Raw genomic sequence first — 16,345 nt, 5'->3', positions numbered from 1 at the left:
GGTGGCTCGTGCCACCCGCCCCGCGGACGTTTCTGGACATCTCGATCACGCGCCGGCTCAGGCGACGACGATCCGCAGCGTGCGGAGCACGCTCGCCCCGACTTCGTCCGTGACCCGCACGTCGAAATTGTACGTGCCGGCCGTCGTCGGGGTGCCGGTGATCGCACCGGTGTTCGTGTCGAGGCTCAGGCCCGGCGGCAGGTCCCGAAGCAGCGTGCCCTTGGTGATCGTCTCGAACGTCTTGGCGCCGGTCCCGCCGGTCACCGTGATGGTCTGGCTGTACGCGACGTTCACGGTCCCGGGCGGGAGCGAGGTCGAGATCGACCCATTCGGCGTGGCCTGGAACCCGAACACCATTGCGGCGCTGATGACGACGGTGAACGCCTCGGCGTCGGTCGCGCCGGTGGCGTCGCGCGCCGTGATCGTGAAGTTGAACGTGCCGACGGCGGTGGGCGTGCCCGCGAGCACCCCGGTGGTCGCGTTGAACGTCAGGCCGTTCGGGAGCGTGCCGGTCCGGGTGAAGGTGTACGGCCCGGTCCCGTCGGCGACCGCGATGGTCTGGCTGTAGCCCGGCGCGTTCCGCGTCCCGTTGGGCAGGGAGATCGTGGTGATGTCCGGCGCGGCGTTGATCGTCACGTCGTAGGTCTGCTCGCCGGTCGCGGAGCTGGAGTCCGTTGCGGTGACCGTGAAGTTGAAGTCCCCGGGCACCGTCGGGGTGCCGGAGATCGCGCCCGTCGCGGCGTTGAGCGACAGCCCATCGGGCAGGACACCGGCGGACACGGAGAACGTCTTCGCCCCAGTCCCGCCGATCGCGGTGACCGTTTGGCCGTAGGCCCGGCCGGCCGTCCAGTTCGGTAGCGCCAGCTTGGTGATCACCGGGTTCGCGTCCACGGTCAGCGTGAACGTCTGCTCCGCCGCAGCGCCAATGCCGTTCACCGCCCGGAACGTGATCGTGTAGGTGCCCGCGACCGTCGGGATGCCGGCGAGCTTGCGGGTGGTGGTGTTGAACGTCACGCCCGGCACCCCGGTCGCCACGGCGGTCCCGCTCTGGCCGTTGACTTGGTATGTCGGGGCCGGGAACCCGGTGGCAGTCAAGGTGAACCCGGCCGCCGACGTGCTGGCGTTCACACCGGTTGGGAGGGTGAGCGTGTCCTCACTCGTGATCGTCGGTGCGGCGTTGATGGTGAAGGCAGATGACACCCTGGAGAGCGCTCCAACGCTGAGAGTCACGGTCCGGCCGGTCCCCGCGGTGCCGTCGGCCGGGGTGCCGCTGATCCGCACGAAGGCGTTCCCGAGGGCGTCGGTCATCGGCGTGGCGAAGAGGCCGTCGGGCAGGGTGCCGCCGATCGTCTCGGGGGCCGGGGCCGGGTTCCCGAACAGGGGCACGTCGAGGTCGGCCATTGGGGTTCCAACGGTCAGCGGAGGGAGCGTGAACGCCGGGATCGCGGCCGCCCCGGTGACGGTGAGGATGAACGTCTGCGTGGCGTCGTCCGCGGTCCCGGGGGCGTTGGAGGCGGTGAACGTGAGCGCGTACACCCGGGCGGAGCCGGCGGCGAGCGGGGTGCCGGCGAACTTGCGGGTGGTGGTGTTGAACGTCAGGCCCGGCACCCCGGTCTGAACGGCGGTGCCGCTCTGGCCGTTGAGCTGGTACGTCGGGGCCGGGAACCCGGTGGCGGTCAGGGTGAACGCGGCCGCCGACGTCGTGGCCGCGGTGCCCGCCGGGATCGTGAGGTTACCGACGCTGGTGAACGTCGGTGCCCCGGTGACCGTGAGCGACAGGGCGCGGGTGGCCTTCCCGCCGCCCTCGTCGGTCGCCTCGACCGTGAAGTTGAACGTGCCGGCGACCGCCGGGGTGCCGCTGATCTCGCCCGTGGCGGCGTTGAGGCTCAGCCCGGCCGGCAGCGGAGCGCTCGCGGCGGCGAGTGCGAACGACTTCGCCCCCGTGCCGCCGGACGTGGCCAGCGGGGCGCTGTAACCCGTGCCCGAGGCTCCGGCCGCGAGCGTGGCCGTGGTGATCGCGAGCGGCGCGTTGATGGTGATGGACAGCGCCTGGGTCGTGGAGACCCCGGCCGCGTCGGTCGCCCGGATCGTGAAGTTGATCGGGGTGGTCACGGTGGTCGTTGGGTTGCCGCTGATGACCCCGGTGGTCGCGTTCAGGGTCAGCCCGGTCGGCAAGCTGCCGAGGCCGGCGACCAGCGCGAACGTGAACGGTGCGGAGCCGGTGACGGCAATGGTTTGGCTGTACCCGACCGACGCGGCGGCGGACACGAAGCGGGTCCAGGCCGGCAGCAATGTGGTCGTGATGACCGGTGCGGCGTTGATCGTGAGCGTGTACGCCCGGTCCGTCGTGGCCCCGACCGCGTCCGTCGCGGTGACCGTGAAGTTGAACGTGCCGGTGGCCGACGGGGTACCGCTCACCACACCGGTTGCTTCGTTCAGGAGCAGGTCGTTCGGCAGCGAGCCACTGGTGACCGCGAACGTCTTGGCCCCGGTCCCGCCTGTCACGGTGATCGGTTTGTTCCCGTAGTTCAGGCCCACGGTCCAGTCCGGGATCGCGCCCAGCACCATCGCGGGGTTGACGAGGATCGATAGCGGCCGGGTCGCGGTGGCCCCGGACACGTCGGTCGCGGTCACGGTGAAGTTCGACGTTCCGGCGGTCGTGGGCGTGCCGGTGATCTCGCCCGTGTTGGTGTCGAGGTCCAGACCCGCGGGCAGCGAGCCGACGGTGACCGCGAACGACTTGGTCCCGGTACCGCCGGTCGTACCGATCGTCTGGCTGTAGTTCGCCCCGCCCGCCGTCCACGCCGGCAGCGTGATCGCGGGGATCGACAGCGGCGCGTTGATGGTCACGGCGGCCGAGCCCGCTCCGTTGCCCGCGACATCAGTCACGGTGAGCGTGGACGCGCCGGCCGCCGTGGGCCGCTGGACCTGGAACGCGGCCTTGCCGTCGCCGTCGGCGACCACCTGGATGCCGGCGAAGAGCGCCGAGGCGTCGGGCGTCGTGACTGTCCCGAGGGTCGCCGCGACGGTCAGGAGCGCGCCTGGGTCCGCCCCGGTCACCGCGTATGTGTCCTTCGTGACCCCGTCCGCAGTCAGATCCGTCGCGCCGGCCACGCCGACGATATCGAACCCGGCGTCGGGCACGACCCGGATGCCGGCGGCCGCCCAGTTCTGGCCCGAGACTGAGGCGTCGCGGACGCGGACAAAGAGCCGGAACACCCCGCCGTTGTCCACGGGGGTGATCGGGGCGCTGGTGACCGACGCGACCTGGTTGGGGCCGATGGTAGCGACAGTGTTGCTCGCGACGGTTGTGAACGTGGTCCCGTCGGTGCTGTACTCGACCACGATCGCGTCGAGCGCCGTGCCCCGGCCGAGGAACGTGGTCACCCGGACCGGGGCGGCGGAGAAGAGATCGACGCGGAACACCCCGGCCGAGGTGGTGCCGCTCACGCCGTCCTGCAATTCGTCGCGGAGGGGGTTACCGGCGAGTTGCGGGGCCAGGACCGGCCCGTACCCGGTCGGGACCGCCGCCGCGATGGTGCCTGGGGAGAGGGGCACGGTGACCCAGCCGTACCGCTGGGTCTCGCTGTACGCGGTCGGGCCCGTCGGAACCGCGCCGGGCTGGACCGGGGGCTGGACGGTCGGGGTGTCCGAGGGCTGGAAGTCGAACTCGAGCGGGCCGGTCGGGGCGGCGTAGGACTGCGTGTCCGAGTTCGTCGAAGCGGTCGCGAAGTCGGTGACGGAGACCGTGGCCGCGCCGGCCCCGAACGGCCGGCGGACGAGGACCGTTCCCTGACCCGAGGCGTCGGTCACGACCTGGGTGCCGGCGATGTCGGGTCGGGCGTCGCCCACGACGGTGCCGAGGTCCGTGGTTACGGTATACACCGAGTCCGGCGCGCCCGAGACCTCGAACGTGTCCACCGCCCCGCCGTCACCTTCGAGCGCGCCGCCGGGTGCGGTCACGGTCACGCCGGGAACGGTCGCGACCTCGGAGACGTTCAACCCGGCCACGGCCCACGCCTTGCTCGACGCATCGGTGTCCCGGACGCGGATGAAGATGGATGTGTCGGTCCCGAGTTCGATGCTCGGGCTGGTGACCGAGACGAAGTTCTTGGCTGCGACGTTGAACGGAGCGCCAGCGAACGAGGTGTAATTCGTGCCGTCGGTGCTGTACGCGACCTCGACGTTGGTGTACGCCGTGGTGCTGCCGTTGCCGAGGTACACCGTGACCTGCTGGTCGGGCGCGTTGCCCAGGAAGTCGATGCGGAACACGCCGTCGGCGTTGGTGCCGCTGACGCCGTCGTACAGTTGGTTCGCGAGCGGGTTGGGGACCGGTGCGGTCGGGATGGGCGTGGTGAACGTCGCCGTCGGCGTCGGGGCGACCCAGCCGTACCCGAGGGTCGCGGTGTACGCGGTCGTCGGGAGGACCGTGATGGCCCCGCCCTGGACCGGCCCCGCGGCCGCCTGGAAGTCGAACTCGGTGAACGGGGCGACGGCCGTCACGGTCGTGATGAACGGCTCGAACGTGACCAGGGCCTTTCCGCTCCCGCCGATCTTCCCAGAGACCGTCGCCTGGTCGGTCGTGCCCCACCAGTTGTTCGTCGCGTCGATCGCTTGCGCCGTGTTGTTCACGAGCGTGGTCTGGGTGCCGGTGTTGCCGGCGAGGTTGTTCTGGGTGATGGCCCCGATGGTGCCGGCGGTCACGTCGATCGAGATGCCGGTCACGTTGCCGCTGATGAGGTTCCCCTCGACCGCGGCGGGGGCCGCCGGAGCCGCGACGAGCCGCCCGCCATTCACCACGCTGACGCCGACGCTCCCGGCCCCACCGTTGGTGATCGAGTTGTCCTTCAGGTACGCCGCGCCTTCGGAGTCGATCAGCACGCCGGTGGTGGTGCCGGTGACGGTGTTGTCGACGAGTTCGATGGGGAGCTTGCCGCTGAAGTCCTCCAGATCGAGCCACTGGAACCCGATGTTGGCCCGCGAGACGGTGTTCCCCTCGTACCGCACGGTCGTGGTCGCGCTGCTGTGCGACGTGAGCCGGAACCCGCGCGAGTACTTGTTCGGAACGCCGGTCCCGCCCCCGAGGTTCTGGAACGTGTTCCCGATGACCGTGATGCTGCTCGTGTGGGCGTGGCCGTTCTCCCACACTCCGACCACGATTTCCGGGTTCGACACCGGGTTGCCGGTGATCTGAATCGTGTTCCCGGAAATGGTGAGTCCGTCGTAGTACCCGCCGGGGCCGGTTTGCGTCAGGATGCCGACCGACTGGGCGTAGTCGGTGGGGTTGGTCGTGGTGCCGGTGTTCGTCCCGGTGCCGGCGAGCGTAATCGAGTTGCCCAAAACCCGCTGGCCCGCGCCGAACCCGAGGAGGATGGCGACGTTCCCGCTGGCGTACTCGGGCGCACTCGTGTTGGCGTTCGCCACGTCTGCAGGAACGACGATCTTGTTGTTGGTGATCGTGGTGCCACTGAAGGCGTCGGGCAGGCCGATCGTGTTGTACATCCCGATCGCGACGTCGAAGTTCGCGAGGCTCAGGTTCGAGATGGTCCAGTTCTGGTTCGGCCCGTCACCGTCGAAGTACAGGAACCCCTCGGAATCGACGCCGGTGACGTCGCCCGGCCCGGTAACCGTTGCGCCGTAGGTGGTGCCGACCGGAGCGGGGGCGGTGATCGTGACGCCGTTCACGTCCGGCTGAACGAAGATGCCGTAGTCGTCGTTCGTGCCCAGTACGCCGTCGGACCCGCGGGTCCAACTCGTGTTGGCGGCCCCTGAGGCCCAGTTGAAGTTGCCGCGGAGCACGACCGTGTCGCCGTCGGCCAGCGCGTCGAACACGTCGTTGAGGATCGTGTAGTTGTTCGGGCTGGCGGTGGGGCTGTTGTTCAGCGGGTCCGTGTTGTACGCGCTCCGGAGCGTGGTCGGCACGTTGTCGGCGAACACCTTCCCGGCGTTCGCGCCGTTCGCCGCGTCGGCGAAGGCGTACACGTCGTACACCGCCGGAACCGTGCGGTCCTCGAGCGACTCAAGACGTAAGTCCTTTTGGAAGGATACCTTCGGTCGGTTGTCGATCGGTCGCGTTCGGCGGGTAAAGGCGCTCAGCATCACACGGCGAATGAGGTTGGGCATCGATGTTGTCGCTCAAGCGGTGGTGGGGCGGTCCGCCGACGTCGGCCGTGAGGGTTCGGGTAGCTTACGAAGATTAACGCCGGAACCTGTCTCGGGGCGAGGTCACGCCCGAGATCGAGCCGGGCCGGGAGAGGGGCCCGAAATGCTGCGCAGATTGCCGAAGCTAACACGAGATGAAAATTATTACGACATCATCGCCTGGACACCAGAACAAAATCGAGAAGTGTGCGACGGAATTTTTTGCATGACGGGATCGGTGTCCGGCCCTGCGGTGGGAGACGGTTGTGCCGGATCTCCGGGCGCCCCGGCGGCCGCACGCAGTCAGGGCCGGGTGGCGGCCGCCGGGGCAGGTTCCTGCTCCAGGCGTGCGATCCCCGCCTGCGCGACCGGGAGCGTCGGTTCCAGCACCAGCGCACGGCGGTAGGCCGCGAGCGCCCCGTCGCGGTCGCCGCGGGTCACGAGCACGAACGCGAGGTTCGCCTGGGCCTCGGCCGGCGACACCGCCTTCTCGAACGAAGCGACCGCCTCCGCCGCCCGGCCGAGCTGCGCCTGCGCCATGCCGAGGTTCACCCACGCTCGCTTGCTCGTCTTATCGGCGGCGACGGCCCGCAGCAGGTGCGACTCGGCCTCGGCCCACTGGCCGCGGTTGTAGTAGCTGTACCCCAGGTCGTTGAGCAGCCCCGCGTCCTTCGGGTGCTTCTTCAGCAGCTCCTGGTACTCGGTCATGGCCTTCGCCTGCTGGTCGATCTTGTCGTACAGCACCGCGAGCCGCCGGCCGGCGCGCTCGGTCACGCCCGGGTCTAGCTCCCGGGCTCGTTCGTAGTACGCCACCGCCTCGGCGTCCTTGTCGGCCTTCTCCAGATCCTCGGCCATTACAAGGCACAGCGTCGCCGAGTGCTTCCCCGGCAGGTCGCCCGACGCGGCCTCGGACGCGGGCGTGTGGCCGCCGGTCGGCACGGTGAGCGGTTCGGTGTTGTCGAGCAGCGCGCTCGCCTTGCCCGCGTGCGAGTGGGTGCACCCGGCGGCCGCGGCGGCGACGAGCAGCGTCAGCAGGGTGATTCGCATGGGCAGGATTCCCGTTTAGTGGCCCCGGCCGGGCCGGGCATCGCGTCCGTCCTCAACTCCCCCACACACTGTCGCCCGTGTCAAGGCAGGGGGGTGTAGCCCGACGGCCCGGCGACGTTCACCGCCTCGGTCCGCGAGTACATGCGGATGCGGCTCAGGTCGGTGCGGACCGGGCTGCGGAAGTCGCGGCAGTGGCCCTCGATCCGCCCCATCAGGTAGAGTTCGACGTCGCTCGGGTCGAGGATCTCGCAGCCGGGCAGCGGCGGCGTCTGGCCGGGGTCCATCGGCCGGGCGAGTTCCGGCGTGATGAAGATGACCAGCTCGCGCTCGGTCGCCTGCACCCGTTGAAGCCCGGTCAGCACGTTCAGCCCGGGAATGTCGCCGATGAACGGCAGGCTGTTCCGGTCCCCGCTCAGACTCGTCTCGATCAGCCCGGCGACGGCGAGCGTCTCGCCCTGCCGCAGTTCGACCGTGGTGTTCACGTTTCGCGTGTTCATGCCCGGCACCACCGCGCCGCCGATGGTCGTACCGGTCGTCGTGTCGCGGTTGCTCACGTTCGCGGAGAGCACGAGCCGCACCTTGTCGCGGTCGGTGACGAACGGGGTGAAGCTGAGCTGCACGCCGAACGGGACGTAGGACACGCCCTGGAGCCCGCCGGCGAGGCCGTTGAACCCGCCGATTACCGGGACCGGGAACTGGCCGCCGGCCCGGAAGTCGGCGGTCTGGCCGTTCATCGTCACCAGCGTCGGCTCGGCGAGCGACTTCGCGTACTGGAGCGACTTGAGCGCCTTGATCGCGACCGGGACGCGGCCCGCGTCGAACCGGGCGAACACGTTGGGCGGCCCGGCCCCGAGCAGGTTCGTCGCGCCGCCGATGCCGGTGAACCCGGTGAGCAGGCCGGTCGCGTTGGCGAACACGGTGAGTCCCTGGTTGTTCTGCACCGCGAAGTTCATCCCGATGCTGCGGGCCGCGGCCCGGTTCACCTCGGCGACGATCACCCGCAGCATCACCTGCTGTTCGCCGGCCACTTCGAGGAGGTTGATGACGTTCGGCCCGCCCGCGGCCTGGAACGCCTCCTGGTTCATCGGCTGCGCCGGCGGGATCGCGTCTTGGGGGAACCCGCCCGCGGGAACAATGGGAATCTTGCCGGCGTCCTCGCCGCCCGCCCCGGCCCCGTTGACCGGCCCGTTGTTCGCGCTCACCACCGGATTCGCCCGAATGATCTGGAGGATCTGCCCGCCCTGCACGAAGTCCCGCACCCGGCCGGACACGACGAGCTTGTCGCCGAGCACCTTCAGCCGCACCGAGGTGTCGCGGAAGTGCTTGTTGATGTCGTCTTCGAGCGCCTTGTACGCCTTCTCGACGCGGTCCTTGGCGTCCGGGTCCGGGAAGATCCGCACGAGGTAGCTGAGGGTCTCCTGCTTGGCCGGGTCGTTGCGGTCGCCGAACCAGAGGGTGAGCACGGTCGCGCCGACGGCCTTTCCCTGGAGCAACAGCTCGCGGGGCGTGGCCGGGTTGAACGACAGCACCTGCTCGTTGCCGGTCTGGATGCGGAACGGCGCGTCCTTGAACACGAGCACCCGCGACTGCCCGACAACGAGGTCGAGCGTGGTTTCGGGGTCGATGAGCTTGGCGACGTACTTCGCCATCTTCTCGCGGGTCGCCTGGCTCGTCTTCGGGGTCGCTCCGACCGACGGTTGCTCCGTGGCGCTGCTCACGAACGGCAGCGGGAGCGGGTTCGGCTGGCTCGCACTCGGCGGCGGGACCGGCACTTGCCGCACCCCGCCCGTCGGCGGCGCAGAGATCGGCTTCGGCGCGGAGGACGCGGCCTGGGTCACAGGTGTCGGAACACCGGGGACGCTCACACCCTGTGCGGGCGTCACCTGACCCGGCAGGGTGGAGGCCGGTGCGGGCTGCATCGTCGAGACGCCGCCGGACCGCACGATGACCGGGTAGTTCGGGTTCGGCTTCGCCGCCGGCTGCGACGGCTGGGGCTGTGGCGGGCCCGCGACGGGCGGAAGCGGCATGGCGGGCGCGAGCGGGCCGGGCGCGACCGGCGGGTCCGCGAGGACCACGCCCAGGCCGAGGCACAGGACGGCCGCGGCCGCGGCGAAGCGGCCCCGTCGCCGGGGCGTGCGGCCCCGGTTCGCTAGGCTGGCGGCGGTGTCGTCAGGTGCCATGTGTCCCCCTTCACCCACCCGAAGGCTGTCGCGCCCGGCAAGCGTTTCCGCCGGCCGGACTGCCAGGTCGCGAGGCCGCGCACGCCACTCCCCCGGCGCGCGGCAACGACTGTTGTGAGGGCCGTCTGATACCGGCCCGGGGATTCGTGTCAAGTCGAGGTGCGGCCCGCCCGACGCTTGCCCCGGCCCCGCGGCGTGCGGTACAGTGCTGGCATGAGCCACACCACACCGCACGTCGCCCGCCGGCAGTTCCTCCGCGACTGCGGGTACGGCGTCGGCAAGATCGCCCTCGCCTCTCTGCTCGCGAACGAGGCCCGCGCCGCTGACGCTCCCCCAAAGGCGGACCCGTTCGCGCCGAAGCCGCCGCACTCCCCCGCGAAGGCGAAGGCGGTGATCCACCTGTTCATGGCCGGCGCGCCGAGCCAGCTCGACCTGTTCGACCACAAGCCCGAACTCACGCGGCTCGAAGGCAAGCCGATCCCGCCCGAGGTCATCAAGGGCCAGCGGTACGCCTTCATCCGGCCCGACGCGGCGGTGCTCGGCCCGCGGTTCAAGTTCGCCAAGCACGGGAAGTGCGGGGCGGAACTGTCCGAGATGCTCCCGCACCTCGCGAAGGTCGTGGACGACGTGACGTTCCTGAAGGCGGTCCTCACCGACCAGTTCAACCACGCGCCGGCGCAGATCTTCTTCAACACCGGGTTCGGGCAGCCCGGCCGGCCGAGCATCGGGAGCTGGGTCACCTACGGGCTGGGGTGCGAGACGAAGGACCTGCCGGCGTTCGTTGTGATGTCGACCGGGGCCGGCATCAGCGGCGGCAGCGCGAACTGGAGCAGCGGGTTCCTGCCGACCGTGTACACCGGCGTCCGCTTCCGCAACCAGGGCGACCCGATCCTCAACGTGTCTTCGCCGCCCGGCTTCGACGCCGAAACGGAGAAGGACACCCTCGGTCTCGTCACGGAGATGAACAAGTCTCGCCTCGGCGTCGTCGGCGACCCCGAGATCGCGACCCGCACCGCCGCCTACGAGATGGCCGGCCGGCTCCAGACCGCCGCGCCGGAACTCACCGACCTCAAGAAGGAGCCGAAGGAGACGCTCGAACTCTACGGCTGCGACCCGGCGAAGCCGTCGTTCGCGCGGGCGTGCCTGCTGGCCCGGCGAATGGTGCAGCTCGGCGTGCGGTTCGTGAACATCTATCACGAGGGGTGGGACGCGCACTCGGACGTGTCCGGCAACCTCAAGAACAACTGCGGCGCGACCGACAAGGCGAGCGCCGCCCTCGTCGCCGACCTGAAGCGGCTCGGCATGCTCGACAGCACCCTGGTCGTCTGGGGCGGCGAGTTCGGCCGCACGCCGATGGTCGAGTCGAACGCGCTCCTCGGCCGCAGCTTGGGCCGCGACCACCACCCGCAGGCGTTCACCATCTGGATGGCCGGCGGCGGCACCAAACCCGGCGTGTCACTCGGCGCGACCGACGACCTCGGGTTCCACCCGGCCGAGGGCGGCGTCCACATCCACGACGTGCAGGCGACGATCCTTCACTGCCTCGGGCTCGACCACGAGAAGTTGACGTACCGCTACGCCGGCCGCGACTTCCGCCTCACCGACGTGTTCGGCAAGGTCATCAAGGGGGCACTCGCATGATGACCCGTCGCGAGGCGATTGGTGCCGGGGTCGTTGCCGCGTGCGGAGTCGCGCGTGGGGCCGGCGACAAGCCGGTCGTGATCGACACCCACACGCACTTCTACGACCCGACGCGCAAGGAAGGAGTGCCCTGGCCCGGCAAGGGCGACAAGGTGCTGTACCGTGCCGTGCTGCCGGCCGAGTACAAGAAGCTCGCGACGCCTCACGGAATCACGGGCACGGTGGTCGTGGAGGCGAGCCCGTGGCTGGAAGACAACCAGTGGCTGCTCGACCTCGCGAAGGACGAGCCGTTCCTCGTCGGCGTCGTCGGCAACCTGTCGTTCGCGGACAAGGACTTCGCGAAGAACGTGGAGCGGTTCGCGAAGAACCCGCTGTTCCGCGGCATCCGCGTGAACGAGCGCGACCTCAAGGACGACGCGGCCCTCGACCGGCTCAAGACGCTCAGTGACAACGGGCTGTCACTGGACATCAACGGGGGGGCGGAGACGTTCCTCGCCGCGGCGAGGGCCGCCGAGAAACTACCGAAACTGCGGATCGTCGTGAACCACATGGGCAACCCGACCATCGACGGCAAGGCGCCGCCGGAGGAGTGGCAGAAGGCCGTCGCGGTCGGCGGGCAAGCCGGCGCGAACGTGTTCTGCAAGCTCTCGGCGCTCGTCGAAGGTAGCCGCCAGCGCGACGGCAGGGCACCGGCCGACCCCGCGTTCTACACGCCGACGCTCAACGTGCTGTGGACCGCGTTCGGAGCCGACCGCCTGGTGTTCGGCTCGAACTGGCCGGTCAGCGACATCTTCGCCCCGTTCGGCACCGTGCACGCGCTCGCCTCGAAGTACGTGAAACTCAAGGGCGACGCCGCGTTCGCGAAGGTGTTCGGAACGAACGCCGTCACCGCGTACCAGCTCAAACCCAAATCGTGAGACGGACAGGGCGGGTTACGGGCGCGGCTGCCAAATGATGACGCACTTGTCGTCTCCGGTGGTGACAAGTGCGAGCCCGTCGGGCGTGAACCGCAGCGCCCGTACCGATCCGGTATGCGCGTCGAGCACGTCTGACGGTCTGTCGACCAAACCCGCCCGGTGCCGGTCGATCCGGGCACGCTTGTCGTCCTTGAGCGTGGCGGGAATGTCCCAGAACCGCACCTTCCCGTCCGTGCCTCCGGTAACGAGCGCCCCGCTCCACGGATGGCACGCACCGGTGATCTCGTTCACCCTTCGTTCGGCCTGGCGGGCGCGAACGCTCGGACTTCGGCAAGTATCATCCCGTGGCGGACGCCATCATCAACAACTTGCGTGCTGGAAAAGATGCGCCCGGTGAGGTTGCGATCCTGACCGTACTCCTCGCCACGAGTGCCGATCGAAAACGCGAGCTTTCCGTCGGGGGAGAAGGCGACGAACTGCGGGGACTCTGATGCGACATATGAGACCTCGCCGCGGTCGTCCCAGCGACGCAGCCTCCGACTCGCATCCAGGCCGTCATCTTCGTCCCAGGCGACCTTCCTGGGCAACAGAGCCGGTGCGACGAAGCAGGCGAAGCCCTTGCCGTCCGGCGGGAACTGGCAGCGAACCCGAAAGGGGTCGGTTTTCACCTGAGCCGCGAACGCGTCGCGGAACTCCCCGGTGGTCACGAGTACCGTCGCGAGCCTAGGCGTCGCCACAGTCGCCGCGAGGTTCTTGCTCTCGAGTCGGACCTCGTCGTCGAACACCGCCCAGCGCTTCCCGTCAGGCGCCACGTCGAGCAAGAACCCGTCGAACGCATGGCGCACGTACCGTGACCCGTTCGGCTTCGGCCAGTCCCACAGGAACCCGCGGCGCTCGCCTTCGATACCGAAGAGCTCCGTGCCGTCGGCCGGGCCGGCCAGCGCACGAATCGCGCCCGGCTTTCCGGGCGGCGTCAACTTTGCCAGTTCCTTCCCGTTGTCGAGACTCCACACGCGGACCGTGCCGTCCGCGTCGCCGGTGGCCGCCCACGTCTTGCCAACCGCAAGTGCGGTCGCGGGTTTCTCGAGCGTGATCGCGTGACGGACCTGCCAGCGCGCCGGCGGCTCGGCGGCCGCGACCGGAAATGGATTCCACGCCACCAGCACGAGCACGACGGCAGGACGCATGGCGACTCCAGGCGGAGAGGTATTTCAGGCGCGCTCGCCGAGGGGCTTCACGGTGCGGGGCTCCGGCCCCTTGTAGAGCGCCCGCGGGCGGATCAGGCGGTTGTTGTCGAGTTGCTCGACGACGTGCGCCGACCAGCCCGAGATCCGCGACATCGCGAAGATCGGCGTGTACAGCGGGATCTCCAGCTTCATCGCGTGGTACAGCCGCCCGGCCGGCCAGTCGAGGTTCGGGTGCATGTTCTTCTCGGCCGCCATCACCCGCTCGATGGTGTCCGCGGTGTCCTCCCACTTCGTCGCGCCGGCCGCGTCCGCTGCGGCCCGCGCGTACTTCCGCAGGATGCCCGCCCGCACGTCGCCGGCCTTGTAGACGCGGTGACCGAAGCCCATGATCCGCTCCTTGCGGGCCAGCGCCGCCCGGGTCCACGCCTCCGCCTTCTCCGGGCCGCCGGCCGCGAGCAGAATGTCCATCACCTTCTCGTTGGCCCCCCCGTGGAGCGGCCCCTTCAGCGCGCCGATCGCGCCGGTGACGCCCGAGTGGATGTCGGACAGCGTCGAGACGATCACCCGGGCCGCGAACGTGCTGGCGTTGAACTCGTGCTCGGCGTACAGGATCAGCGACACGTCGAGCGCCTTCACCTCTTCGGGCGTCGGCTCGGCGTCGCGGAGCATGTACAGGAAGTTCGCCGCCTGCCCCAGGTCCTGCCGGGCCGCGACGGGCTGGAGCCCCTTCGAGATGCGGTGCTGGCCGGCGATCGCCACCGGAATCTGCGCGATCAACCGCTCGGCCTTCCGCAGGTTGGCGTCGTGCGAGTTGTCGGCCGCGTCCTGGTCGAAGTGCCCGAGGGCCGAGACCGCGGTGCGGAGCGCGTCGAGCGGCGTCGTCCCTTTCGGCAGCGCGCCGAACAGGGCGTTGACGGCCGGCGGGAGCCGGCGCGCGGCCGCGACCCGGGCGAGGAACCCCTGCAATTCCTTGGCGCTGGGCAATTCGCCGTAGAGCAGCAGGTACGCGACCTCGTCGAACGAGCAGTGGTCGGCCAGGTCGCCGACGGTGTACCCGCGGTAGCTCAGCCCGTCCTCGACGGTGCAGATCTTCGTCTCGCCCGCGACCACGCCTTCGAGGCCGGGAGAGTAGGGGAGGGTCGACATGAAGACCTCGGTAATTGGCGAAGCCCGAACGCCAGCGGGCCAGTTGAAAAGATAAGCAATGGCACGCGGATAACGCGGATGAAAGACAAGATGAACAGGATCAGATAAGATTGGACTCTGACGAACAGGTTCCACTGATCGTGCTTCAATCCCGCCTTTGATCCGTGTCATCCGCGTCCCATTGCTTCGTGAACTTTCATCACCCATTCGCGTTGGGGACGCCGAAGTACGCCCGGTCGCGCTGCTCGTAGCCGGTGTAGCCGAGTGCGTCGTACAACTCGGCCCGCGTCATCATCTTCGGGACCGACGCGGCCTGTGTCCCGGCCCGGAACAGGTCCGCGAGTGTTTCCTCGGCCGCACGCATCGCCACGCGAAAGGCGGTGAGCGGGAACAGCACCATCCGGTAACCCATCTCGCCCAGGGTTTTCATGTCGAGCAGCGGCCCCTTGCCGAACTCGGTCATGTTCGCCAGCAGCGGGCAGGGGACCAGTTTCGCGAACCGGGCGAACTCGTCAGCCGACTGCATCGCCTCGGGGAAGATCGCGTCGGCACCGGCCTCCAGGTACAGCCGGGCGCGGGCGACGGCGTCGTCGAAGTTCGTCACGCCCCGGGCATCGGTGCGGGCGACGATCACGAAGTTCGGGTCGCGCCGGGCCGCCACCGCGGCGCGGACCTTTGCGGCCATTTCTTCGGGAGGAACGAGCGACTTGCCCGAGAGGTGCCCGCACCGCTTCGGCATTTCCTGGTCTTCGAGGTGAATCCCTGCGACCCCGGCGGCCTCAAACATGGTGACGGTACGCTCGACGTTCAACGACTCGCCGAACCCCGTGTCGGCGTCGCAGAGAAGCGGAAGGCTCGTGGCCTGGGTGGTGAGCTGGGCCGCCGCCGCGAATTCCGTGAGGGTGAGCAGACCAATGTCGGGAACGCCGTTACCGGCCGAGAGTGCACCTCCCGAGAGGTACACGGCTCGAAAGCCGATTCGCTCGGCGAGTCTCGCGACCAGCGGCGAGAACACCCCCGGGAGCGCAACCGGCCCGGATTCCCAGGCCGCACGAAGTGCCGCACCCGGCGAAACGCGCAAAGCGGAGTGCGAGGGGGGACTTGCAGGCGCGGTCATTGCAACCTCTCGGGACCAGAATCGCGGCTGGCCAGAACAGCGAATGATAGCTCCTTGGCGCGTCGCGATAAAGATTTTTCTGAACCAACGGATTCGCCGGAAGTCGTTGGTTGGCAAAGCGCCGGGAGGCCTTGGAACGCGTCGTGGCGGGCCGTCAGGAGAGCGACACCTTGACACTCCCGACGGGTCGCTTAGAATCTCTGAGTGCAAGTACCACCCGTGAGGTGTGCATGACCACGATTCCCGTTGATCTGTACGCAATGATTCCGCCGCAGTGCGGGTAGCCTTGCCGACGCAACCAACGGGTGTCGGACGGGGCCAAACCAAATCGGTTTGGCCTTCGCATTTGATGCGACATGTTGTCCTGATGTGGCAGGTTTTGCGCGTATAGCTCAGTTGGCTAGAGCGCGTCGCTGATAACGACGAGGTCCTTGGTTCAAATCCAAGTACGCGCACTCAGTTGGCGGTTGCCGAGGCCTGTGAGTTCGGGGAAGTAGCTCAGTTGGTAGAGCGCCTGCTTTGCAAGCAGGATGTCAGGGGTTCGACTCCCCTCTTCTCCACACCGGCGGGATGCTGTCAACCCTCCGAGCAGTTCTCAAAGAGGATTGCAAGGAAAAAATGGCTCGCAAGAAGAAAAATCTTGCCGGCCGGGTTGACAGGCTGAAGCGACGCCACTAAGATTCTCGATACCAAAGGTCGCAATACCTGATCCGTAAAGGACTTGGGTGGCGGCCTTCGGAGAGATGCCGGACCGAACAGGTTCGGCGAGCGAGGTTCGCGAAAGCGATCCGAGCTTACCCAGCTCTTTGACAACTTGGTGAACACGAAGTTGCATCAGCGGTTGCGAGCCGCGGGCGACCGGGTTCGGGTTCGGGTGCCGGGGAACCGGTGTTCTGGTCCGGGCGTGGTTGTGGGCGGCTCGCGATTGACTGCAAAGACACGAGCCTTAGAAGAAAAGAAGAAGAAGGG

9 protein-coding genes and 2 tRNA genes are annotated in these 16,345 nt (G+C 68.8%); 4 read left to right on the top strand and 7 right to left on the bottom strand.

The window, feature by feature from the left end:
- Window positions 1-57: 57 nt before the first annotated feature.
- The 3 genes from ACTIGN_RS08685 to ACTIGN_RS08675 all read right to left on the bottom strand — a co-directional run bounded on the left by ACTIGN_RS08685 (window position 58) and on the right by ACTIGN_RS08675 (window position 9,368).
- On the bottom strand, window positions 58-6,123 hold the full coding sequence (locus ACTIGN_RS08685; protein WP_439622842.1) for a putative Ig domain-containing protein: 6,066 nt from the start codon (window positions 6,121-6,123) through the stop codon (window positions 58-60).
- Between the two features lie 321 nt (window positions 6,124-6,444).
- Window positions 6,445-7,188 (bottom strand): tetratricopeptide repeat protein, encoded by a 744-nt coding sequence (locus tag ACTIGN_RS08680; protein WP_439622840.1) that lies wholly within the window; start codon window positions 7,186-7,188, stop codon window positions 6,445-6,447.
- 80 nt (window positions 7,189-7,268) lie between these two features.
- Window positions 7,269-9,368, bottom strand: coding sequence for a pilus assembly protein N-terminal domain-containing protein (locus ACTIGN_RS08675; RefSeq protein ID WP_439622838.1), 2,100 nt, complete (start codon window positions 9,366-9,368; stop codon window positions 7,269-7,271).
- A gap of 213 nt (window positions 9,369-9,581) precedes the next feature.
- On the opposite strand from ACTIGN_RS08675, the gene ACTIGN_RS08670 reads away from it, so the two are divergent.
- Both ACTIGN_RS08670 and ACTIGN_RS08665 read left to right on the top strand, forming a co-directional pair.
- Window positions 9,582-11,009: a DUF1501 domain-containing protein gene (locus ACTIGN_RS08670; protein ID WP_439622836.1), complete on the top strand. Its 1,428-nt coding sequence runs from the start codon at window positions 9,582-9,584 to the stop codon at window positions 11,007-11,009.
- Window positions 11,006-11,926: an amidohydrolase family protein gene (locus tag ACTIGN_RS08665; protein WP_439622834.1), complete on the top strand. Its 921-nt coding sequence runs from the start codon at window positions 11,006-11,008 to the stop codon at window positions 11,924-11,926. Before ACTIGN_RS08670 ends, ACTIGN_RS08665 begins: the two co-directional genes overlap by 4 nt.
- A 15-nt stretch (window positions 11,927-11,941) precedes the next feature.
- Here ACTIGN_RS08665 and ACTIGN_RS08660 read toward each other — a convergent pair whose 3' ends face one another.
- The 4 genes from ACTIGN_RS08660 to prpB all read right to left on the bottom strand — a co-directional run bounded on the left by ACTIGN_RS08660 (window position 11,942) and on the right by prpB (window position 15,376).
- Window positions 11,942-12,217 carry a hypothetical protein gene (locus ACTIGN_RS08660; RefSeq protein WP_439622832.1) on the bottom strand — a complete coding sequence of 92 codons (276 nt, stop codon included), beginning with the start codon at window positions 12,215-12,217 and terminating at the stop codon, window positions 11,942-11,944.
- Window positions 12,214-13,113 (bottom strand): WD40 repeat domain-containing protein, encoded by a 900-nt coding sequence (locus ACTIGN_RS08655; protein ID WP_439622830.1) that lies wholly within the window; start codon window positions 13,111-13,113, stop codon window positions 12,214-12,216. The genes ACTIGN_RS08660 and ACTIGN_RS08655 overlap by 4 nt, the downstream gene beginning before the upstream one ends.
- A 24-nt stretch (window positions 13,114-13,137) precedes the next feature.
- Window positions 13,138-14,259 carry a citrate/2-methylcitrate synthase gene (locus tag ACTIGN_RS08650; protein WP_439622828.1) on the bottom strand — a complete coding sequence of 374 codons (1,122 nt, stop codon included), beginning with the start codon at window positions 14,257-14,259 and terminating at the stop codon, window positions 13,138-13,140.
- Window positions 14,260-14,458: 199 nt separating this feature from the next.
- Entirely contained in the window at window positions 14,459-15,376 is a 918-nt protein-coding gene (gene prpB, locus ACTIGN_RS08645) for a methylisocitrate lyase (RefSeq protein WP_439622826.1), read from the bottom strand.
- Window positions 15,377-15,757: 381 nt separating this feature from the next.
- Here prpB and ACTIGN_RS08640 point away from each other — a divergent pair.
- Both ACTIGN_RS08640 and ACTIGN_RS08635 read left to right on the top strand, forming a co-directional pair.
- Window positions 15,758-15,831: transfer RNA gene (locus ACTIGN_RS08640), tRNA-Ile, on the top strand.
- A 32-nt stretch (window positions 15,832-15,863) separates the two neighbouring features.
- Window positions 15,864-15,936 (top strand) — tRNA-Ala (locus ACTIGN_RS08635).
- Window positions 15,937-16,345 lie beyond the last annotated feature (409 nt).

This window comes from Gemmata sp., assembly GCF_051859125.1.
In the GTDB taxonomy this organism is placed as follows: domain Bacteria; phylum Planctomycetota; class Planctomycetia; order Gemmatales; family Gemmataceae; genus Gemmata.
Note: the sequence above shows the minus strand (reverse complement) of the source record. Positions and strands in the feature narration are given on the sequence as shown.